Raw genomic sequence first — 20,630 nt, 5'->3', positions numbered from 1 at the left:
GAGCCCCGGGGCGGTGCGGGGGAGCGGCGCCCGCCCCGGCCGGGAGCGGCGCGGACCAGACCCGGAGCGCCGCCGATCAGAAGAGCATCTCCTCCTCCGGCGCCGGCAGTTCCACCACCAACTCCGGTCCGTTGTTCCGCACGTTGCTGACGGCGGTGCCGACCGGGTGGGCCCGCAGCAGCCCGGCGGGCGGGGCGGAGAGCAGGTCCTGCAGCACGTCGGGGTCGGTGGTGCCCGGGTCCAGCCAGGCGTTCCAGCGGTCCGGGGTCATCATCAGCGGCATCCGCGGGTGGATGTCGTGGAGCGCGCGCGGACCGGTGCCGTCGTATCCCGCCAGGTCGGTGCTCTCGGCCTCGGTGGTGAGCACGGTGCACGTGGCCCACCAGGCGCGCGGGTGGCCGTCGGGCAGGGTGCCGTCGCGCCAGAACTCGTAGAGCCCGGCCATCGCGAAGACCGAGCCGTCGGCGGGGGTGACGAAGTACGGCTGCTTGCGGGAGCGCTTCTTGCGGCCCTCCTCCTCCAGCTGCCGCTCCTGGACGCCGGTCACCCACTCGAAGTACCCGTCGGCGGGTACCAGGCAGCGGCGGGCGGCGAGCGCGCGGCGGAAGGACGGCTTCTCGGCGGCGGTCTCGGCGCGGGCGTTGATGAGCCGCACCCCGACATCGGGGGTCTTCGCCCAGGACGGCACCAGGCCCCAGCGCAGCGGCCGTAGCTGTCGTACCGGATCGGGGGAACCGGAGTCCCGCACAGGTCGGTCGAGTATGACGTAGACGTCCTTGGTCGGAGCGACGTTCCAGTCGGGCGCGAGGCTCTCGGTGGGGTCCCACCGCTGGACCTCGAAGAGGTCGACGAGATCTTCGGGTTTCCGGCTCGCCGCATATCGACCGCACATGACTGCCACACTGCCACGACCGCGGGCCCGACTGACAGCCCGGCCGCACGATCCGGCCGGGACGATCCCGCCGACGACCCGACCGACCGTCCGACCCGACCACCCGACCGGCGACCCGACCCCCAACCCGGCCCGACCGCCCGGCCCTTACCGAACCGGCACCGCCGGGGCCGCGGGAGAAGCGAGAGGAACGAGCACCGCATGAACGTCGCGAGCATCACCGAGATGTGGGACCGGCTGACCGGTACGCAGCCCGACCCCTCGCACTGGCTGGTGGGGGCGACCGCGCTGATCGCGCTCGCCGCCGTGGTGGTGCGCGGCGCCTGGCACGTCACCCGCAACGCGGTGACGATCGCGCACGAGGGCGGCCACGGCCTGATCGCGCTGCTGACCGGCCGCCGGCTACAGGGCATACGCCTGCACTCCGACACCTCGGGCCTGACCGTCTCCAAGGGCAAGCCGCACGGCCCGGGCATGGTGCTGACCGCCGCCGCCGGGTACACCGCTCCCCCGCTGCTCGGCCTGGCCGGGGCGGGGCTGCTGACCGCCGGGCACATCACCGCGCTGCTGTGGGGGGCGACCGCGCTGCTCCTGGTGATGCTGGTGATGATCCGCAACGCGTACGGGGTGCTGACCGTCGTCGTCACCGGCGCGCTGTTCCTGCTGGTGTCCTGGCTGACCGACGCGCAGGTGCAGGCCGCGTTCGCGTACCTGGTGGTGTGGTTCCTGCTGCTGGGCGGGGCGCGGCCGGTCGCTGAGCTCCAGGGCTCCCGGCGCAGGGACCGCAGCGGCTCCTCCGACGCCGACCAGCTCGCCCGGCTGACGCACACCCCGGCGGCCCTGTGGCTGCTGCTGTTCTACGTCGTCGCGCTGTGCTCGCTGTTCGCGGGCGGCCGCTGGCTGCTGATCCGGTAGGAACGGGTCCGGGCCGGGCCGGCGCGGGCCGGGCCGATCCGACGGTGGCCGCTGATCAGGTCATCAGCCCGGGGCCGTATCCGGGACCGTCCCGGGCGCCGGTGCCCGGATCGGCGGTCCCGGGGCGCGCCTCCTCACCGCGGGCCACATGGCGGAGACCAGGCGGGGCCGAGGGTAGCCGCACCCTGTTTCCAGCGGATTTCGCCGCTTTCGCCGACTTATCTCCCCGTACCCGAGCCACTAGGCTTGCTGCCCATGACCGACAGCACCGCGCAGACCGACCTGTGGCCGGCCCCGACCGCGCCCGCTGCCGTGGACGCGACCGTCCAGGTACCGGGCTCGAAGTCGGTGACCAATCGCGCCCTGGTGCTCGCCGCGCTGTCCGCGGAACCCGGATGGCTGCGCCGCCCACTGCGCAGCCGCGACACCATGCTGATGGCTGACGCGCTGCGGGCCATGGGCGTGCAGATCGACGAAACGGTCAACCCCGACGGCGGCGAGGCGTGGCGGATCATCCCGGCCGGGCTGCACGGCCCGGCCACCGTCGACGTCGGCAACGCCGGCACCGTGATGCGCTTCCTGCCCCCGGTGGCCGCGCTCGTCGACGGCCCGGTCCGCTTCCAGGGCGACGCGCGGTCGTACGAGCGCCCGCTGCACGGCGTCATCGACGCCCTGCGCGCGCTCGGCGCCCGGGTCGACGACGAGGGCCGCGGCTCGCTGCCGCTGACCGTGCACGGCGTCGGGTCGCTGTCCGGCGGCGCGGTGGACGTCGACGCGTCGTCGTCCTCCCAGTTCGTCAGCGCCCTGCTGCTGTCGGGCCCGCGCTTCAACAAGGGCCTGGAGCTGCGGCACACCGGCCACCGGCTGCCGTCGCTGCCGCACATCCGGATGACCGTCGACATGCTGCGCAAGGCCGGCGCCAAGGTCGACGCCCCGCAGGACGGCGGCACCGCCAACGTGTGGCGGGTCGCCGCGGGCGCGCTGCTGGGCCGCGACCTGACCGTGGAGCCCGACCTGTCGAACGCGGCGCCGTTCCTGGCCGCGGCCCTGGTCACCGGCGGCCGGGTCACCGTGCCCGGCTGGCCGCGCCTGACCTCGCAGGCCGGCGACGCGCTGCGCGACATCTTCACCCGGATGGGCGGCTCCTGCGAGCTGACCGACCACGGCCTGACCTTCGCCGGCAGCGGCCGGCTGCGCCCGCTCGTCGCCGACCTGAGCGACGTCGGCGAGCTGACTCCGGTGATCGCGGCGGTCGCCGCGCTCGCCGACGGCGACTCGGAGCTGTCCGGCATCGCCCACCTGCGGCTGCACGAGACGGACCGGCTGGCCGCGCTCGCCACCGAGCTCAACGGCCTCGGCGGCGACGTCACCGAGACCGAGGACGGCCTGCTGATCCGCCCCCGCCCGCTGCACGGCGGGGTCTTCCGCACCTACGACGACCACCGGCTGGCCACGGCGGCCGCGGTGCTCGGTCTGGCGGTGCCCGGCATCGAGGTGGAGAACATCGCGACGACCGCGAAGACGCTGCCGGACTTCGCCGAACTGTGGACGGGCATGCTGGCCCGGCCCGGGGCCGCGCCCGGGCCCGCCGGCACCGGGCCGGGGCGGGGCTGACGGCCGCCATGCGCCGCTACGGCAAGAACCCCGACGAGGACGACATCCGGGTCCGCCCCAACAGCAGGGGCACCCGCCCGCGCACCTCGATCCGCCCCAAGCACAAGGACGCCGCCGAGGGCATGGTGCTCACCGTCGACCGCGGACGGCTCACCGTCCTGGTCGACGACCGCGAGGTCACCGCGATGAAGGCGCGCGAGCTGGGCCGCAAGTCCGCGGTGGTCGGCGACCGGGTGGCCGTGGTGGGCGACCTGTCGGGCGTCAAGGACACCCTGGCCCGGATAGTGCGGGTGGAGAAGCGCACCTCGGTGCTGCGCCGCACCGCCGACGACACCGACCCGTACGAACGGGTGGTGGTCGCCAACGCCGACCAGCTCGCCATCGTCACCGCGCTCGCCGACCCCGAGCCGCGCCCCCGGATGATCGACCGCTGCCTGGTCGCGGCCTACGACGCGGGGCTGACCCCGCTGCTGGTGCTCACCAAGTCCGACCTCGCGCCGGCCGAGCCGCTGCTGGAGACGTACGGCGCGCTCGACGTGCCGTACGTGGTCACCAACCGGGAGGACTTCCTGAGCGGCGGGGTGGACCAGATCCGCCGGCGGCTGGCCGGACATGTCACCGCGCTCGTCGGACACAGCGGCGTCGGCAAGACCACGCTCGTCAACGCGCTGGTGGAGCGGCAGCGGACCACCGGCGTGGTCAACGCGGTCACCGGCCGCGGCCGGCACACCACCACCTCGGCGCTCGCGCTGCCGCTGCCGGGCGACTCCGGTTGGGTGATCGACACTCCCGGGGTGCGTTCCTTCGGCCTGGCGCACATCGATCCGTCCCGGGTGGTGCTGGCCTTCCCCGACCTGGTGCCGGGCACGGAGGGCTGCCCGCGCGGCTGTTCGCACGACGAGCCGGACTGCGCGCTGGACGCGTGGGTAGCCGCAGGTCATGCCGAGCCCGCCCGACTGGACTCGCTGCGGCGGTTGCTGGCGACACGTGAGCCGCACGAAGGAGACTGACGGTACCCCCATCGGTTCCCCGGCCCGGCTGTGTGATGATCGGCTGCGAACACAGGCGTGCGACGCACGGCGGAACGACGGATACGGATACGGAGGCACACCCGATGCCCTGGCTTCTCGTGGTGGTCGCGGGGCTCTTCGAGACAGGATTCGCGGTGAGTCTGAAGCTGTCCCACGGCTTCAGCAGGTTGTGGCCGACGGTGGCCTTCTGCCTGTTCGCCCTCGGCTCGTTCGGCCTGCTGACCCTCTCCCTGAAGAAGCTCGACGTCGGACCGGCGTACGCGGTGTGGACCGGCATCGGCGCGGCCGGCACCGCGATCTACGGCATGGCTTTCCTCGGTGACCTGGTCTCCGCGCTGAAGCTCGTGTCGATCTCGCTGGTGATCCTCGGGGTGATCGGCCTGCAGATCTCCGGCTCCTCCCACTGACCTCGCGCCTGCCGCCGACCTCGCTCCTGCCACTGCTCCGGCGCCGCCCGCGACTCCGGAGCCACCCGCGCACGGCGCCCGGCCGAACCGCTGCCGCGCGCACCTGACGTCACGTCAACGGCCGGTCCCAGGCTTGGCGTCCCGCCAAGGTCCGCCGTCAGCACGTCTCCTGACGTCCCGTCACCTGCGGTGCCGGGCCAGCAGGCTGCGGACCAGCTGGGCGATCCGCACGCAGGCGTCCTCGTCGCTCGGGGCGGGGGCGACGACGTAGGAGACGGTGAGGCGGATGGCGGCGTCGCAGGCCCAGGCGATGTCGTCGGCGGGCAGCCGGGGGAAGGCGCGGGTCAGGGAGAGGGCGGCGCGGGCGCGCAGCGCGTCGGCGAGGTCGGGCAGCGGCGGGTGCGAGGTGCGGTCGCCGGCGAGGGCCGCGCGGACCAGCGGGCTGCGGCGGGCGTGGCGCAGCGTCCAGCCGGCCGCGGCGGCGAACCGTTCGCCGGCGTCGCCGCCGTCCCGCTCGGCGCGGGCGAGCGCCTCGTCGACGCCGGCGAGGTAGGTGTCGGTCTCCCGCCGGGCCAGTGCGCGGGCCAGCCCGTCCTTGCTGTGGAACTCGTTGTAGAGGGTCTGCCGGGAGACTCCTGCCGCCGCGGCGACCTCGACCATCCGGACCTCGGTCCACGACCGGTCGGCGAGCGCGGTGAACGCCGCTTCGAGGAGCGATTCGCGCACGGTAGGCATCGTTGCCTCCCCAATACCGCAAGCGTCGTGGGCCGCGGGCAGCGGGCGTGCCGAAAGAATTGACGCGGGCCGACGCGCTGTCAAGGCTCCGCGACGGTCTGTGTCGGGCCGGGCCCGGCGGTCCCGCCCGCGGGCCCGCGCAGGCGCCGTGGACGTGATGGCCGCGGACCTGGCCGAATCGATACTGTTCGGCACATGCCCGATTACAACGACGACCTGCGGCTGGCCCATGTGCTCGCCGACGCCGCCGACGCCACGACCATGGAGCGGTTCAAGGCGATCGACCTCAAGGTGGAGACGAAGCCGGACCTGACCCCGGTGACCGAGGCCGACCGGGCCGCGGAGGAGCTGATCCGGAGCCAGTTGGGCCGGGCCCGGCCACGGGACGCGGTGCTCGGCGAGGAGTACGGCAGCGAGGGCGGCGGCGCCCGGCGGTGGATCATCGACCCGATCGACGGCACCAAGAACTACGTGCGCGGCGTGCCGGTGTGGGCGACGCTGATCTCGCTCGCGGTGCGCGGCGAGGGCGGCGACGAGGTGGTGGTCGGCGTGGTGTCCGCGCCCGCGCTGGGCCGGCGCTGGTGGGCGGCGAAGGGCGGCGGCGCGTACACCGGGCGCAGCCTGACCTCGGCGACCCGGCTGCACGTCTCACGGGTCGGCCGGCTGGAGGACGCCTCGTTCGCGTACTCCTCGCTGCACGGCTGGGAGGAGGCGGGCCGGATGGAGGGCTTCCTGCACCTGACCCGGAACTGCTGGCGGACCCGCGGTTACGGCGACTTCTGGCCGTACATGATGGTCGCCGAGGGCTCGGTGGACATCTGCGCCGAACCGGAGCTGAGCGTCTGGGACATGGCGGCGAACGACGTGATCGTGCGGGAGGCGGGCGGCCGGTTCACCTCGCTGGAGGGCGAGTCGGGGCCGTTCGGCGGCAACGCGGCAGCGTCGAACGGGCTGTTGCACGAGGAGCTGCTGGGGTACTTGGGACGCTCCTGACCCTTGCCTCACGCGGAACAGCATGTGAACATGAGAATACCCCCGCTTGTGAATATGTGAAACCGTTCACGGAAGGCCACGGCAGGCTTGCGCGGACGGCTCACCCCCTTTCTGGAGGTGCCCCCACATGCTGGTCCGCGACGCGATGAGCACGGTGGTCCTGACCATCGGCCCCGCCCACACCCTCCGCCAGGCCGCCCGCCTGATGTCCGCCCGCCGAGTCGGCGCGGCCATCGTCCTCGACACCGACACCTGCGGCCTCGGCATCCTCACCGAGCGCGACATCCTCGACGCGGTCGGCGCCGGCCTCGATCCCGACGACGAGCACGCCCACGCCCACACCACGACCGACGTCGTCTTCGCCGCACCGGCGTGGACCCTGGAGGAGGCCGCCGCCGCGATGGTGCACGGCGGCTTCCGGCACCTGATCGTGCTGGACGGCCGCGAGCCGGTGGGCGTGGTCTCGGTCCGCGACATCATCCGCCTGTGGGCGCCGGCCCGGTCCGCGGTGCCGGCGTAGGGCCCGAAGGACGCATGGCGCCTGTCGGGCTCGTGGCAGGCGGATACTCCGGAGGGGGCCGGAGCCCCGTGGCGTCCGGCCCCCTCCGGTTTTACGGTCAAGCGCTGGTTCAGCCGCGAAGGGCCTGGACCGCGGCGTCCAGCCGCTTGCCGTAGTCAGCGTCCGCCTGGCGGAAGTTGGCGATCGCCCGCTCGACGATGTCCTCGCGCGAGACCTGGGCGAGGGCGCCCGCGAGGTTGCCGATCAGGCGCGTCCTGGCGTCCTCGTCGAGCAGCCGGTAGAGGTCGCCGGCCTGCACGAAGTCGTTGTCCTCGGCGTGCGAGGGCGCGGCGCCGTACAGGGTGGCGCCGGCGACGGCGGTGGACTCCCACAGCGGGCGGCCGGTCTCGACGGGGCCGCCGAAGCTGTTCGGCTCGTAGTTCTTGGCGCCCTTGTGCCGGCCGTCGTACAGGTGGCCGTCACGGGCGTGGGTGCGTGCCTCGGTGGCGTGCGGGCGGTTCACCGGCAGGTGGTCGGCGTTGGCGCCGACCCGGTAGCGGTGCGCGTCGCCGTAGGCGAACAGCCGGCCCTGGAGCATCTTGTCCGGGGAGGGGCCGATGCCGGGCACGAAGTGCGCCGGGCTGAAGACGGACTGCTCGACCTCGGCGAAGACGTTCTCCGGGTTGCGGTTCAGCTCCAGCCGGCCGATCTCGATCGGCGGGTAGTCCGCGTGCGGCCACACCTTGGTGAGATCGAACGGGTTGAAGCGGTAACCCGGCGCGTCGGCCGCCGGCATCACCTGGACCTGCACGGTCCAGCTCGGGAAGTCGCCGCGCTCGATGGCCTCGCGCAGGTCGCGCTGGTGGGAGTCCGGGTCGGTGCCGGCCAGCCGCGCGGCGTCCTCGGCGCTGAGGTTCCTGATGCCCTGGTCGGTCTTGAAGTGGTACTTCACCCAGAAGACCTCGCCCGCCTCGTTGCTCCACTGGTAGGTGTGCGAGCCGTACCCGTTGAGGTGGCGGTAGGAGGCGGGGATGCCGCGGTCGCTGAAGAGCCAGGTCACCTGGTGGGTGGCCTCCGGGCTCAGCCCCCAGAAGTCCCAGACGTTGTCCGGCTCCTGGGAGCCGGTGTACGGGTCGCGCTTCTGGGTGTGGATGAAGTCGGGGAACTTGAGGGCGTCCTTGATGAAGAACACCGGCGTGTTGTTGCCGACGAGGTCGTAGTTGCCCTCCTCGGTGTAGAACTTCAGCGCGAAGCCGCGCGGGTCGCGTACCGCGTCCGCCGCCCCGAGGTTGCCCGCCACGGTGGAGAAGCGCAGGAACGTCTCGGTCTGCTTGCCCACCTCGGAGAGGAACTTCGCGCGCGTCCACTGCGACACGTCGCGGGTCAGCGTGAAGGTGCCGTACGCCCCCGCGCCGCGGGCGTGCACCACGCGCTCCGGGATGCGCTCGCGGTTGAAGTGGGCGAGCTTCTCCAGCAGGTGCTGGCTCTGCACGAGCACCGGACCGCCGAGGCCGGCCGTCTCGCTGTTCTGGTTGTCCGCAACGGGCGCGCCGGACTCCGTGGTCAGCGGAGCCGTCTCCTGAGCAGTCACGTCATGTCTCCCTGGTGTCGGGCTGTCCCTCGGCCGCCGCCGGGCCTCTCAGCCGGTGTCAGACTCGATCCTACGATAGACATTGTCCAAGTCAAGACGAGAGTCATCTGTGGACCATGTCCTCTTCAGGACCCCGACTGTTAGGCTGGGACACATGAGCGACCTGTTGGAACGACTACGCGAACGCGGCTGGCGGATGACCTCCCAGCGGCGCGTCGTGGCCGAGGTGCTCGACGGCGACCACGTGCACCTCACCGCCGACGAGGTGCACGCCCGCGCCATCGCCCGCCTGCCCGAGATCTCGCGGGCGACGGTCTACAACACGCTCGGCGAGATGGTGAGCATCGGCGAGATCATCGAGGTCACCACCGACGGCCGCGCCAAGCGGTACGACCCGAACGCGCACCACCCGCACCAGCACCTGGTGTGCGCCGACTGCGGCACCGTGCGCGACGTCCACCCCACCGGCGACCCGCTCGCCGCCCTCCCCGTCGACGAGCGCTTCGGCTTCACCGTCTCCGCCGCCGAGGTCACCTACCGCGGGCTCTGCCCGGACTGCGCATAGCCGTACGCCCACCCCGTACGCCGATCCGCTCGGCCAGCCGGCGCACCGCCGGCTCGGTCCGGGTCCGGCCGATCCACAGCGTCTCCGGCGGCACGTCGTGCGGCACCCGCGCCAGCCCTCCGAACACCTCCCTGGCCACGCCCGGGTCCGGGTCGTTGGCCAACGGGGCGAGCAGCGGCACCAGTTCGTACGGCTTGGCCAGCCGTCCCACCGCGCGCGCCGCCGCCCTGCGCACCGCCGCACGCGGGTCGGGCAGCAGCCGGGCCAGCGCCCCCACGTCCGCGGCGTCGCCGCACTCCCCCAGGCCCGCGGCGAGCCCGGCCAGCAGCCCCGGCGCGGCGTCCGCCGCCTTCACCGCCTTCCGCAACTGCTTGCGGTAGACCTCCGCGGGCGGCTCACCGCGCTGGTAGAGCTTCCAACGGGCCTGCGCCCGCACCATCCTGGCCCGATCCGCCAGCGGCGCCACCAGCCGCGTGGCCGGCACGTCCGCGGGCAGCACCGAGACCGCCAGCTCGCGCACTCCCGCGCCACTCGCCCATAACAGCCGCCCGGCCTGCTCCGGGTCCAGCTCCAGCAGCCGCTGCGCGCACAGCCGCCGGCACACCTGGTCGCTGTCGTGCAGCGCGGTGCGCAGCAGGTCGCCGCGGACGTATTCCCCCAGGTCCAGGGCGAGTTCGACACCGAAACGGCGCACCGGCGGATCGGCGTGCCCGGCCAGCACCCGCACCGCCCGGCGCTGCGCCGGCTCGCCCAGCACCGACCGGTACCCGGCGAGCAGGCCCTGCGCCCGCCGCCTCTCCCCGACCCTCAGCAGCACGCCCACCACTGCGGGCGCCTCGTCCGGGGCGGTACGCGCCAGCAGCGCACCGCGCGCCCCCGCCGCGACCTGCGGCACCCAGTCCACCGCCCGCACCGCCAGCGCCGCCGCGGGCAGCGGCCCCCCGAACGCGGCCAGCGCCTCCACCGCCGCCTGCCGCACCCGCCCGTCCGCCTCCAGCGACGCAACGAGCCCGCCGAGCAGATCGGATGACGGTACGACAGCCTCCGCCGCGGCCGGCACCGTACGCACCCGCTCCGGGCACCGCGCGTGCCGGTCCAGCAACGTCAACAGCCCTGCGGGCGCCCGCCCCAGCGCCTCCACGGCCGCACTCCGCGTCTGCGGGGTTCCCCGCTCCACGGCCCCGCGCAGCCGCGCCAGCAGCGCCCTCACGTCCTCGGGGCGCCGCCCCTCCTCCACCCGCCCGCACCACGCGGCCCACCGCGCCGCCTCCGCGGCCCGCTCCGCGGATACGTCAACCGCCTCTGCCCGACGCCGCCTGCGCAGCAACCCGCCTCCCGGCCTTGCGCGACTCTCCACCCCCATCGTCCCGCCCCACCCGGCCCCCACCAAGCAGCTTCACCCGGACTTTGCCCGAACAACACGTAAGCCCGAAAGCAGTTGCTTTCGGGCTTACGTCCTACGTGGTAGCGGGGACAGGATTTGAACCTGCGACCTCTGGGTTATGAGCCCAGCGAGCTACCGAGCTGCTCCACCCCGCGTCGTTGTTCCCTCACCATACCCCGCCCCACCGACCCCACCAAATCCCTCCCCCAATCCCCCTCATTCCGCCCCCACCAAAAGGCAACCCCCAGGGGCACCCACCCAGGGGCGCGAGGAACTGCGCGACCAGCCCCCCACCCACCGCACACCAACAACCCCACCGCAAGGCAACCCACAACCCCCAGGGGCACCCACCCAGGGGCGCGAGGAACTGCGCGACCAGCCCCCCACCCACCGCACGCCAACAACCCCACCCCAACAGGCACCCACCCAAGGGCACGGGAAGCCACCTCCCAAGCGAAGCCCTGGAAAAGAACCGACCACCCCCCACCAAAAGGCAACCCCCAGGGGCAACACCCCAGGGGCGCGGGGAACTGCGCGACCAGCCCCCACCGGCAGGTGGTCCGGGAGCCGACAGCACCAGCCACCCCGGGCGGACCGCCCCAGCGATCACGCAGTGAGTTCGTGGGAAACCGCCGCAGTGAGCCGCGCCGCCCGCTCCGCCACCTCCGGGGGCCCGCAGTCGATCGCACGAGCACACCACGACTGCGCGGCCGGCAGGTCCCCACGCCGCGCCGAAAGCAGCGCCATCCGCAAAGCCGCCCGCCCGTGCCCCGCCTCCGCCGCACGGGTCCACCAGAGCGCGGCCTCCGGCTCGCTCCCCTCCCGCGCGAACAGCAACCCGAGGTTGAACGCCCCGTTGCGCGACCCCGCTTCAGCCGCGAGCCGGTACCAGTGCGCGGCCTCGACCACGTCACCCCGCTTGGCCGCGCCCATGCCGAGCCGCACCTGCGCGCGGCGGTGCCCCTGGCGCGCCGCGCGCTCGTGCCACTCCTCCGCCTCCTCGGCGACCTCCGTACGCCCCTCCTCATGACCGTCGAGGAGCGTGCCGAGGCGGAAGGCCGCCTCGGGGCTGCCGCCGCCGGCCGCGCAGCGCAGATGCCGCTCGGCGGCGTGCTGGTCGCCCTCGCGCTGGAGGGCGATCGCGACCTGGAGCGCGGCCTCGGCGTGTCCGGCCGCGGCGGCGTGCTCGTACCAGCGCCGCGCGGTGGCGTCCTCACCGCGGGAGGCGTGCAGGATGCCGAGGTTGAAGGCCGCGTCGATGCTGCCAGACTCCGCGGCCTTGGAGAACCACGGCTCCGCGCCGGCCGCGTCCCCGCGCTGGAGCAGCAGCACGGCGACCGCGTTGGCGGCCTCGCGGTGCCCGGCGTACGCGGCCTTGCGGTACCACTGCTCGGCTTGCGCGGCCCGGCCGTTGCCCGCGCAGAGCAGACCGAGGTTGTACGCGCCGTTGACGTCGCCCGCCTCCATGGCGGTGCGGTACCAGCGCTCGGCGGTCTGCGTCTCGCCCTCCTGGGCGTGCAGGGCGCCCAGCGCGTTCGCCGCGTTGCCGTCGCCGGCCTGGGCGGCACGCCGCCACCAGGTCGCGGCCAGGTCGATGTCGCCGGCGTCGCGCAGCAGGAAGCCCAGCGCGCACGCGGCGCGGGCCTCGCCGTCACGGGCGGCCGTCAGGTACCAGCGCTCGGCCTCCTTGGTCTCGCCGCGCTCCTCCAGGAGCGTGCCGAGCCGCAGCGCGGCACGGCGGTGCCGCTTGGCGGCGGCCTGGCGGTACCACTGCTCGGCCTCGCGCTCCTGGCCGCGGACCGCGCAGATCCGGGCCAGCCGGTAGGCGGCCTCGCGGTGGCCCTGCTCGGCGGCGCTGCGGAACCAGCGCTCGGCGGCGACGTCCCGCTGGTGGTCGAGCAGGTCGGCGAGGGCGTACGCGCCCAGGGCGTGGCCGGCCTCGGCGGACTGGCGCAGCCAGTACTCGGCGCCGGGCTCGTCGCCACGCTCGCGCAGGTGGCGGCCGAGGGCGTGCGCGGCGGGCGCGGAGCCGGCGACGGCGGCGATCCGCCACCAGCCGGCGGCCTCCTCGGCGCAGCCGCGCTGGTGCAGCAGCAGGGCGAGGTTGTTGGCGGCGGCACGGTCGCCGTCCTGGACGGCGCCCCGCAGGTAGGGCTCCGCGCCGTCGAGGTCGCCACGGCGCAGCAGCAGGGTGCCGAGCGCGCTCATCGCGCCGGGGTCGCCCGCGTCGGCGGCCACCCGGTGCCGGGCCTCGATCTCGGCCTCCTCGCGCATCGCGAGGGTGTCCTCGTCGGGCAGGTCGCCGAGCAGGGCCGGCGCCATGGTCGAGGCGTCGTCGGGGGCGCCCGCGGACTCCTGCGCGGGCTCGGCGCTACGGGGCGCGGGCAGCAACTCGGCCACGGTCACGGCCTTCCGGCCCGTCGGCTCCCGCTCCTCACGGTTCTGACGAGTGTTCAGCAGTCCTGCACCGTCCCCCATAAGCCCCATGGTCGCACCACCTGTCAGCGGCGTACACCTGGTATACCGCACCCCGCTTGGTCACTTCGGCGTTTTATCGACTTCCCGACAAGGCGTCAGGCCAAACACCGTAAACGTGATGTCACACGAACAAGTGAAGTGACCCGAACTCCCTTGACGGTAAGTCTGGTTCTCACCTAAACGGAGCGGCGTCCCGCGACCTGGCGGCGGGCGCGAAAAAACGGCCCGGGGTCCCTTGAGACCCCGAGCCGTCGTGGTAGCGGGGACAGGATTTGAACCTGCGACCTCTGGGTTATGAGCCCAGCGAGCTACCGAGCTGCTCCACCCCGCGTCGTTGTGTGCCAACCGTACCACGGCGCGGGATGTCACCTGATCAGCCCGCGTTCGAAGGCTTGGCGGCCTTCGCCGGGTTGACGGCCTTCGCCGCCTTCTCGGCCCGCTCGGCCTCCCGCAGCGCCTTGCCGAGCCGCCGCTGCGCCTCGCCGTACGCCGTCCAGTCGTTCTTCCGCATGGCCGTCTGCGCGTCGTCGTACGCCTTCTGGGCCTTCGTCAGGGCCGCCTCGACCTGGGGGTCGGCGGAGCTGCCCGGCGGCGAGGCGGTCGGCCCGCCCGGGCTCGCGGGACCGGTCGGGCCGGTGGGGCTCGTCGGGCCGGTGGACGTGCCGCCGCTGCTGCCGAAGAGGGAGTCCAGCGCCTGGTCGAGGGTGTCGTCGAACGCGTTGCGCCCGTTGAAGCTGACGAACACCTTCTTCAGCAGGGGGTAGTCGACGTTCGCGCCGCGCAGGTAGACCGGCTCCACGTACAGCAGCCCGCCGTCCAGCGGGAGGGTGAGCAGGTTGCCGTACTCGATGGTGGAGTCCTTGCCGCGCAGCCGGGAGATCTGCTGGGCGTAGGCGGAGTCGGAGTTGAACTTGCTCTGCACCAGCCGCGGCCCGTCCACGGGGTCGTCGGTGGGCGTCTCCAGCAGGCGTATCTTCCCGTAGTCCGGGCTGGTCGCGTCGGAGTCCACCGCGACGAACGCCGCCAGGTTGCCGCGCCCGTCAGGCGTGAAGGTGGAGGTGAGCGAGAACCTCTGCGCGCTCTGGCCGGGCATCTTCAGGCTCAGGTAGTACGGCGGCACCGCCTTGCCGGACTTGGACGCGGGGTCGTTCGGGACCTGCCAGACCTGGCTGCCGGTGTAGAACTGCGCGGCCTTGGTGACGTGGTACTGGGTGAGCAGCTGGCGCTGCACCTTGAACAGGTCCTCCGGGTAGCGCAGATGCGCCATCAGCGCGGCCGGGATCGCGCTCTTGGGCCGTACCGTGTGCGGGAACGCCTTCATCCAGGTCTTGAGCACCGGGTCCTTGGCGTCCCACTGGTAGAGCGTCACGGCGCCGGTGTAGGAGTCCACGGTGGCCTTCACCGAGTTGCGGATGTAGTTGACCCGGTTCTGCCGGGCCACCACCGACCGCTGGTTGTCGGTGAGGGAGTCCGCGGTGGTGTTGCCCAGCGTCGTACGCGAGGCGTACGGGTAGTTGTCGCTCGTCGTGTAGGCGTCGACTATCCACACCACGTGCTTGCCGACGACGGCCGGATACGGGTCGCCGTCGATCGTCAGCCAGGGCGCGACCGCCTCGACGCGCTGCTTGGGGGTGCGGTGGTACAGGATCTGCGAACCGTGCCCGATGGCCCCCGAGTAGAGGATCTTCGGCTCGCCGAGCGTCACCGCGTACGCGGCCCGGGTGACCGGGTTGTCGAGGCTGACCCCGCCGTTGCCCCGGTAGGTGGTGGTCACCTCGCGCTTCTTCTCCGCGTAGTCCAGCTCCTTGGTGGGGCCGCCCACGATCGAGTACTGCTTGGTCTGCTCGCCGAAGTAGATCTGCTGCGTGTACGGGCCGAGGGCGCCGGCGGTGGGCAGGCCCTGCTCGGTGTAGACCGGCTGGCCGGTGTGGTCGGAGTCGCTCGACGCGCCGGAGCCGGTGTCAGTGCCGTTGCCGGAGCCGGAGCCGGTGCCCGAACCGGCGGTCGAGCCGACCCCGTTGCCGGTCACGGTGGTGCCCTTGGCCGCGACCATCCCGTAGCCGTGGGTGTACTTGAAGTGGTCGTTGATCCAGTTGTTCTCCGGGATGCCCTTCACGTTCAGCTCCCGGACGCCGACCACGGTGTCCTGCTCCTTGCCGTCGACCGTGTAGCGGTCGACGTCCAGGGTGGAGGGGAAGGAGTAGTAGCTCCCGGACTGCTGGGTCTGCTGGAAGGTCGGTGAGACCACGTTGGGGTCGAGCACCCGGATCGAGGCCGCGCTGCCCGCGTCGGCGCGCAGCTTGGCGTTCGACGCCTTGCTGGTGCCCTTGTAGTCGGACTCCACGGTGTCGTCGATGCCGTACGCGGCGCGGGTGGCGTCGATGTTCCGCTGGATGTACGGCGCCTCCTTGGCGGCCTCGTTCGGCTGGACTTGGAACTTCTGCACGATCGCCGGGTACAGGCCGCCGATCAGGATCGCGGACAGCACCATCAGGCCGAAGCCGACGGTCGGCAGCGTCCAGGTGCGGCGCCACAGGGTGGCGAAGAACAGCAGCGCGCAGATCACCGCGATCGAGAACAGGATGGTCTTGGCCGGCAGGTACGCGTTGGCGTCGACGTAGCGCAGGCCGGTCCAGTTGTCGGTGGCCTTGATCCCGCTGGACTTCACCGCGAGCGAGTAGCGGTCCAGCCAGTAGGCGACCGCCTTCAGGGAGACGAACAGGCCGAGCAGCACCGACAGGTGCCCGGTGGCGGCCGTGGTGGCGCGGGCGCCGGGCGAGGTGATGCGCAGCCCCCCGTACAGGTAGTGCACCAGGACGGCGGCCAGCAGGGACAGCAGCACGACGGCGAAGCAGAAGGCCAGCAGGAAGCGGTACCAGGGCAGGTCGAAGGTGTAGAACGACACGTCCTTGTGGAACTGCGGGTCCTTGGTGTGGAACGGCGTCGCGTTGACGAACAGCAGCCACAACCGCCACTGACCGGTGGCCGATCCGCCGGCGACCAGCCCGACCACGGTGCTGACCGCGAGCAGCACCCACTTCTTGTACGGCGCGATGCCCATCCGGTACCGGTCGAGGTTCTGCTGCTCGGGCGACATCGCGCTCAGCGGCGGGCGCAGCCGGTGCGCCAGGAACATGTTCGCGCCGACCGCCAGCCCCATCAGCAGCCCGAAGGCGCAGAACAGCGCGATCTTCGTCCACAACACCGTGCCGAACACCGAGGAGTAGTGCACCGACCGGTACCACAGCAGGTCCGTCCAGAAGCCGGCGAAGATCACGAACGCGATCATCAGCAGGGCCAGCACGGCCACGGTGACGAGCAGCGTACGGGCGCTGCGCGACGGGCGGCCGACGGTGAAGCGAGGTGCGGGCGCCCCTCCGTCTCCGTCGCGTTCCGGCATCTCGAATACCACGGTGCGCACCTCGAAGTGGTCGGCGATCTCGGGGTGCCCCGAGTCGGACTCCCACAGGTGCAACTTATCGACGCATTGGCCGGTTCCCGATTCCGGTCGGAGAAGGGGGAGGATACTGACATGTCCAACACTGCGACCGAAGGTTCGCCGCTCGCGGCGAACCCCCTGACCCGCGCCGTCCTCGAGATCGACACCTATGCGTCGGGCCTCGGCTGGGACCGGCCCGCCCGGCTCTTCGCCCTCGTCGACACCGCGCACCTGCGCACCCGGGAGCCCGCGCTCGCCGACCAACTCGGGCTGGACGCCGCCGACTCGGCGGCCGAGGGCCTGACCCCCATCGAGCAGGACGAGTTGCCGGCCGGCCAGGCGCTCGACGAGTTCCTGGCCACCATCGCCTGGCCCGAGGTGATCGCCGGGTGCGCGCTCACCGTGGAGCGGCTGATGCTGCCGCCGTCCGCCGAGGCGGCCATCCCCGACGACCTGGACGACAAGGCGCTGGCCGCCTGGGTCGCCGCGCACCCGGAACGGCAGGAGGTGCGGATGACGGTCGGCGTGCTGCGCGACGGGACGCGGGAGTCGGCGGTGCGGCTGCGCGCGAAGGACTCGGAGACGGAGGTGCTGACCGGCAAGGACCTGGTGCCGGGGCTGGCGGACGCGCTGAGCGCGACCTTCGAGGAGTGAGGGAGGGCGGCTGAGCGCCTAGGTTGCCGGGGCCGCGGGAAGCGGGACGGGCCGGGCGCGGGAGGGCCGCCCCGGCGGTCAGCTCTTGCAGCTCGGCAGCTTCGAGACGTCGCCGTCGCGGATGTCCTTCAGGGCCGCCATGGCGTCGTCCAGGGTCTTCACCTTGACCAGGGTGAGGCCGCCGGGGATGTCCTTGGCGGCCTCCTCGCAGTTGTCGGCCGGGGTGAGGAAGTACTTCGCGCCCTTGTCGCGCGCACCGATCGTCTTGAGGCTGATACCGCCGATCGGGCCGACGTTGCCGTTGTCGTCGATGGTGCCGGTGCCGGCCACGAACGCGCCGCCGGTGAGGTCCCCCGGGCTGAGCTTGTCGATGATGCCGAGCGCGAACATCATGCCGGCGCTGGGGCCGCCGACGTCCGCGAGCCGGATGTCGATGGTGAACGGGAACAGGTGCTCCACGCCGGCCTGGATGCCGACGACCGCGCGCTTGGCGCCCTCGTCGTCGGAGGTGCGGGTGGTGATCGTCACCTGCTGGGTGGGCGGCGCCTTCTTCTTCACGTCGGCCGCCCTGACCACGGTGAACACGGTCTTCTCACCCGGGGTGTGCTTGGTGACGAAGGTCGCCACCTGGTCGGCCGCGGTGACCTGGTGGCCGTCCACCGCCTTGATCACGTCACCGGCGTGCAGCAGGCCCTCGGCGGCGCCGCCCTTGACCACGGCGGCGACGATCACCCGGGACTGCACGGGGATCTTCAGCTCCTCCAGGGCGGCGACCTTGGCGCTGTCCTGTGACTGGCTGAACTCCTCGGCGTTCTCCTGGTCGGCCTGCTCGGCGGTCTGGCCCTTGGGATAGAGGGTGTCGTGCTCGACGACCTTGTCGTCGTGCCGGGCCCAGCCGAGCACCGCCTCGACCAGGTTCATCCGGTAGTCGGCACCAGTGACGCGAACCGTCGTCATGTTCAGGTTGCCGGTGGTGGGATACGTCTTGTGGCCCGAGATGTCGATGACCTTCTCGCCGCCGTAGCTGCCCAGGGTGTTCACGGTCGGCCCGGGCGACATCTCCGCGTAAGGAGTCGGTGTCACCAGCGCCACGCACAGCAGCGCTATCAGCGTCAGAGTCGAGGCGAGCAGCGTCGCGGTGCGGCGTGACATGCCCTGACCCTACGGGACCGGTCCGACAACCGGCCCGCGGGGTGAATCCTCCTCGTCCTCCGACGGGATGTCCCCGTCGACGGCGGAAACCGGGGGGCCGCCGGCCGCCGCCGGGGTGACCGAGGACGTCTGCATGGCCTGCCGGAACCGCTCGTAACCGGCGAGCGAGGCGCCGTCGCCGAGGCTGCGCCGGCGGGCGACCCAGCGGGCCCAGATGGCGGCGGCGACCGCGGCGGCCACCGGAATGAGCAACCAAGTGAGTGCTCCCACTGCGAACTCCCCGATCCCCTATGACCCAAACGAGATTAATCAGACCTATGAGCAGATTAACCACTCGGTGAGTCAACGTTCGGCCGGGGCGCGGGGTTACGCAACCCGAAGTACCACTAACGGAGGGTGTTCGGCGCCGGCTCGCCGCCTCGCCGAGGGCCGCCCTTCGGCGAGGAAAGCTACGCGCCGACCCAGTCCTGCTCGCCGTCCGCGAAGGTCTGGTGCTTCCAGATCGGCACCTCGCGCTTGAGGTCGTCGATCAGGCGGCGGCTGGCGGCGAACGCCTCGCCGCGGTGCGGGCAGGCCACCGCGACGACCACCGCGATGTCGCCCACCCGCAGGTCACCGACCCGGTGGACGGCGGCGAGCGCCTGTACGGGAAAGTCCGCGGCGACCTTCTCGGCGACCCGGCGCAGCTCGGCCTCGGCGGTGGGGTGCGCGGAGTACGACAGCCCGGTCACCTGGGCGTCGGGGCGGCCGTCGTGGTCGCGGACCGTGCCCACGAACAGCGCGGTGCCACCGGCGGCGTCGTCGCCGACCGCGGCGAAGACCTCGTCCACCGACAGGGGCGTGTCGCGGATCGCGAGCAGGCGGACGACCGGTCCGTCGTCGGCCGCGCCCCCGAAGGACGCGGGCTCACCGGGTGCGCCGGATACGGATGCCATGCCTTCCATCCTGCCTCACTCCCCCGCTCATACCGCGATGCGGAAACAGTATTCCATTACCGTCGATCGTTGGGGGCCGTCAGGGCTCACCAGCCGTCAGAGGTCACAGGCCGCGGCGTCTGCGGGCGCTGCGCACCACGGCCGCCGCGCCGATCAGGGCGACGGTCGCCCCCGCGGCACCCAGCGTGGTGGCGTCCTTGCGTCCCAGGCGGCGCCCGGCGACGGAGTTCCGGCCCTCGACCTCGGCGAGCAGTTCGGCGAGCACCTGCTCGTTGGACCACTGGGGCCGCCAGCCCGCCTCGTACAGCTTGCGCCCGCTGACCACCCAGGGGTGCATGGTGTACGCGAGGTCGCCGGCCGGCGACGGGGTCAGGCCCAGCCGGTGCAGCCGGGAGGCCGCGCCGAAGGCGACCGCGGCCGGAAGCTCCATCCGGCGGACGCCGGACAGCTCCTCGACCTCCTCCTGCTCCAGCCAGCCGTCGCAGCCGACCGCCATCTCGCCGTCGACCTTCTCCAGCACCGCGAACTCCAGCGCCGACACCAGGTCCTCGACATGGCAGAACTGCCAGCACGGCCGGCTGCCCGCCACCACCAGCAGCCGCGGCGACTCGAAGTACCGGGTCAGCGCGGTGTCGGTGTCGCCCACCAGGACCGCGGGCCGCAGGATCGTCACGTTCAGGCCGGGGTGGGCGCGCGGGGCACGGCGGCCGAGCCGCTCGATCTCCAGCAGGTCGTCCACGAAGCTCGCCTCGGACGTCGCCCGCAGTGGCGCGTCCTCGGCGAGCGGCACGTCGTTGTCGGCCTGGGCGCCGTAGACCATCGCCGAGGTGCACAGCACCACGCGGTGCACGCCGGCCGCGGCGGCCGCGGTCAGTACGGTCTGGGTGCCGCGCACGTTGAACGCCGAGCGGGCCTTCGCGTCGGACTCCAGGTCGAGGTCGAGCGCGAGGTGCACCACGACCGACGCGCCGCGCAGCTTCTCGGCGATCGCCGGGTCGCGCACGTCCAGCACCCGCCAGGTCGCCCCGGGCACGTCGCCGCGCCGCTCGTCGATCGCCACGACCTTCCTGACCTGGTCGGACTCGGCGAGCCGCATGGCCAGCGCGCGCCCCACCCCGGAAGCCGCGCCAGTGATCGCGACCACCGGCCCGGCCCCGGCCCGACCGGGGCTCCGCTCTGGGCGAACGTGTGCTTCTGGGGAACTCACCGGGTGTCTCCCACGGTTGTCTCAGATACGTACAGCGCCATCCTGCCGGACGGGTGTCTACGCTGGAGGTAGAGCCCATCACACCGGGCCGGGCCAGCAAGACCTCCCGACAACCGCCGCACCACCGGCAGCCAGAGTT

Annotated in this window: 18 protein-coding genes and 2 tRNA genes; 8 read left to right on the top strand and 12 right to left on the bottom strand. The window is 72.7% G+C overall.

From position 1 onward, the window contains the following. Positions 1-76: 76 nt before the first annotated feature. Entirely contained in the window at positions 77-892 is an 816-nt protein-coding gene (locus AB0399_RS10355) for an SOS response-associated peptidase (protein ID WP_329364989.1), read from the bottom strand. 201 nt (positions 893-1,093) lie between these two features. Between AB0399_RS10355 and AB0399_RS10350 the strand changes: the two genes are divergently transcribed. The 4 genes from AB0399_RS10350 to AB0399_RS10335 all read left to right on the top strand — a co-directional run bounded on the left by AB0399_RS10350 (position 1,094) and on the right by AB0399_RS10335 (position 4,859). Continuing rightward, positions 1,094-1,807, top strand: coding sequence for a M50 family metallopeptidase (locus tag AB0399_RS10350; RefSeq protein ID WP_329364991.1), 714 nt, complete (start codon positions 1,094-1,096; stop codon positions 1,805-1,807). A gap of 255 nt (positions 1,808-2,062) precedes the next feature. Next, entirely contained in the window at positions 2,063-3,421 is a 1,359-nt protein-coding gene (gene aroA / locus AB0399_RS10345) for a 3-phosphoshikimate 1-carboxyvinyltransferase (RefSeq protein WP_329364993.1), read from the top strand. An 8-nt stretch (positions 3,422-3,429) separates the two neighbouring features. Beyond that, on the top strand, positions 3,430-4,431 hold the full coding sequence (gene rsgA / locus AB0399_RS10340) for a ribosome small subunit-dependent GTPase A (protein ID WP_366410971.1): 1,002 nt from the start codon (positions 3,430-3,432) through the stop codon (positions 4,429-4,431). Positions 4,432-4,535: 104 nt separating this feature from the next. Further along, the gene (locus tag AB0399_RS10335; protein ID WP_328469047.1) at positions 4,536-4,859 is read left to right on the top strand and encodes a multidrug efflux SMR transporter; all 324 of its coding nucleotides are present in this window, start codon (positions 4,536-4,538) and stop codon (positions 4,857-4,859) included. A gap of 180 nt (positions 4,860-5,039) precedes the next feature. Here AB0399_RS10335 and AB0399_RS10330 read toward each other — a convergent pair whose 3' ends face one another. Further along, complete coding sequence (locus AB0399_RS10330) at positions 5,040-5,594, bottom strand: TetR/AcrR family transcriptional regulator (protein ID WP_329364997.1); 555 nt, start codon at positions 5,592-5,594, stop codon at positions 5,040-5,042. Between the two features lie 195 nt (positions 5,595-5,789). Between AB0399_RS10330 and hisN the strand changes: the two genes are divergently transcribed. Next, positions 5,790-6,587 (top strand): histidinol-phosphatase, encoded by a 798-nt coding sequence (gene hisN, locus AB0399_RS10325; RefSeq protein WP_329364998.1) that lies wholly within the window; start codon positions 5,790-5,792, stop codon positions 6,585-6,587. A gap of 127 nt (positions 6,588-6,714) precedes the next feature. Next, positions 6,715-7,107, top strand: a complete 393-nt coding sequence (locus AB0399_RS10320) for a CBS domain-containing protein (RefSeq protein WP_328469041.1) — start codon at positions 6,715-6,717, stop codon at positions 7,105-7,107. A 109-nt stretch (positions 7,108-7,216) separates the two neighbouring features. Here AB0399_RS10320 and AB0399_RS10315 read toward each other — a convergent pair whose 3' ends face one another. After that, a complete protein-coding gene (locus AB0399_RS10315) occupies positions 7,217-8,677 on the bottom strand; it encodes a catalase (protein ID WP_366410970.1) in 1,461 nt (486 codons plus the stop codon). A gap of 154 nt (positions 8,678-8,831) precedes the next feature. On the opposite strand from AB0399_RS10315, the gene AB0399_RS10310 reads away from it, so the two are divergent. Continuing rightward, complete coding sequence (locus AB0399_RS10310; RefSeq protein ID WP_329365002.1) at positions 8,832-9,242, top strand: Fur family transcriptional regulator; 411 nt, start codon at positions 8,832-8,834, stop codon at positions 9,240-9,242. Here the strand turns inward: AB0399_RS10310 and AB0399_RS10305 are convergent. The 5 genes from AB0399_RS10305 to AB0399_RS10285 form a co-directional block, all read right to left on the bottom strand. Then, a complete protein-coding gene (locus AB0399_RS10305; RefSeq protein ID WP_366410969.1) occupies positions 9,208-10,479 on the bottom strand; it encodes a HEAT repeat domain-containing protein in 1,272 nt (423 codons plus the stop codon). The two genes, AB0399_RS10310 and AB0399_RS10305, sit on opposite strands and share 35 nt — an antisense overlap. Before the next feature lie 225 nt (positions 10,480-10,704). After that, a tRNA-Met gene (locus AB0399_RS10300) sits at positions 10,705-10,781 on the bottom strand. Positions 10,782-11,232: 451 nt separating this feature from the next. Next, positions 11,233-12,948, bottom strand: coding sequence for a tetratricopeptide repeat protein (locus tag AB0399_RS10295; RefSeq protein ID WP_366410995.1), 1,716 nt, complete (start codon positions 12,946-12,948; stop codon positions 11,233-11,235). Positions 12,949-13,358: 410 nt separating this feature from the next. Beyond that, positions 13,359-13,435: transfer RNA gene (locus tag AB0399_RS10290), tRNA-Met, on the bottom strand. 42 nt (positions 13,436-13,477) lie between these two features. Further along, a complete protein-coding gene (locus AB0399_RS10285) occupies positions 13,478-16,504 on the bottom strand; it encodes a UPF0182 family protein (RefSeq protein WP_366410994.1) in 3,027 nt (1,008 codons plus the stop codon). A 132-nt stretch (positions 16,505-16,636) separates the two neighbouring features. On the opposite strand from AB0399_RS10285, the gene AB0399_RS10280 reads away from it, so the two are divergent. Next, complete coding sequence (locus AB0399_RS10280) at positions 16,637-17,197, top strand: PPA1309 family protein (protein ID WP_328469033.1); 561 nt, start codon at positions 16,637-16,639, stop codon at positions 17,195-17,197. A 78-nt stretch (positions 17,198-17,275) separates the two neighbouring features. Here the strand turns inward: AB0399_RS10280 and AB0399_RS10275 are convergent, their stop codons facing one another. From AB0399_RS10275 to AB0399_RS10260, 4 genes are all read right to left on the bottom strand, one after another. Next, entirely contained in the window at positions 17,276-18,349 is a 1,074-nt protein-coding gene (locus AB0399_RS10275; protein ID WP_366410968.1) for a PDZ domain-containing protein, read from the bottom strand. A gap of 9 nt (positions 18,350-18,358) precedes the next feature. Next, a complete protein-coding gene (locus AB0399_RS10270) occupies positions 18,359-18,619 on the bottom strand; it encodes a hypothetical protein (protein ID WP_366410967.1) in 261 nt (86 codons plus the stop codon). Between the two features lie 179 nt (positions 18,620-18,798). Then, positions 18,799-19,284, bottom strand: coding sequence for a molybdenum cofactor biosynthesis protein MoaE (locus AB0399_RS10265; protein WP_366410966.1), 486 nt, complete (start codon positions 19,282-19,284; stop codon positions 18,799-18,801). 103 nt (positions 19,285-19,387) lie between these two features. After that, a complete protein-coding gene (locus AB0399_RS10260; RefSeq protein ID WP_366410965.1) occupies positions 19,388-20,491 on the bottom strand; it encodes an SDR family oxidoreductase in 1,104 nt (367 codons plus the stop codon). Positions 20,492-20,630 lie beyond the last annotated feature (139 nt).

This window comes from Streptomyces sp. NPDC088194 (genome assembly GCF_040702025.1).
GTDB lineage: Bacteria > Actinomycetota > Actinomycetes > Streptomycetales > Streptomycetaceae > Actinacidiphila.
This window is presented reverse-complemented; position numbering and strand designations above follow the sequence as displayed.

What these genes read in the sequence shown, in the direction of transcription:
- AB0399_RS10280 (WP_328469033.1), top strand. Translation starts at nt 16,637, where the DNA reads ATGTCCAACACTGCGACCGAAGGTTCGCCGCTCGCGGCGAACCCCCTG.
- AB0399_RS10295 (WP_366410995.1), bottom strand. Translation starts at nt 12,948, where the DNA reads ATGGCGCCGGCCCTGCTCGGCGACCTGCCCGACGAGGACACCCTCGCG.
- AB0399_RS10335 (WP_328469047.1), top strand. Translation starts at nt 4,536, where the DNA reads ATGCCCTGGCTTCTCGTGGTGGTCGCGGGGCTCTTCGAGACAGGATTC.
- AB0399_RS10265 (WP_366410966.1), bottom strand. Translation starts at nt 19,284, where the DNA reads ATGGCATCCGTATCCGGCGCACCCGGTGAGCCCGCGTCCTTCGGGGGC.
- AB0399_RS10275 (WP_366410968.1), bottom strand. Translation starts at nt 18,349, where the DNA reads ATGTCACGCCGCACCGCGACGCTGCTCGCCTCGACTCTGACGCTGATA.
- aroA (WP_329364993.1), top strand. Translation starts at nt 2,063, where the DNA reads ATGACCGACAGCACCGCGCAGACCGACCTGTGGCCGGCCCCGACCGCG.
- AB0399_RS10285 (WP_366410994.1), bottom strand. Translation starts at nt 16,504, where the DNA reads ATGCCGGAACGCGACGGAGACGGAGGGGCGCCCGCACCTCGCTTCACC.
- rsgA (WP_366410971.1), top strand. Translation starts at nt 3,430, where the DNA reads ATGCGCCGCTACGGCAAGAACCCCGACGAGGACGACATCCGGGTCCGC.
- AB0399_RS10310 (WP_329365002.1), top strand. Translation starts at nt 8,832, where the DNA reads ATGAGCGACCTGTTGGAACGACTACGCGAACGCGGCTGGCGGATGACC.
- AB0399_RS10350 (WP_329364991.1), top strand. Translation starts at nt 1,094, where the DNA reads ATGAACGTCGCGAGCATCACCGAGATGTGGGACCGGCTGACCGGTACG.
- AB0399_RS10320 (WP_328469041.1), top strand. Translation starts at nt 6,715, where the DNA reads ATGCTGGTCCGCGACGCGATGAGCACGGTGGTCCTGACCATCGGCCCC.
- hisN (WP_329364998.1), top strand. Translation starts at nt 5,790, where the DNA reads ATGCCCGATTACAACGACGACCTGCGGCTGGCCCATGTGCTCGCCGAC.
- AB0399_RS10355 (WP_329364989.1), bottom strand. Translation starts at nt 892, where the DNA reads ATGTGCGGTCGATATGCGGCGAGCCGGAAACCCGAAGATCTCGTCGAC.
- AB0399_RS10330 (WP_329364997.1), bottom strand. Translation starts at nt 5,594, where the DNA reads ATGCCTACCGTGCGCGAATCGCTCCTCGAAGCGGCGTTCACCGCGCTC.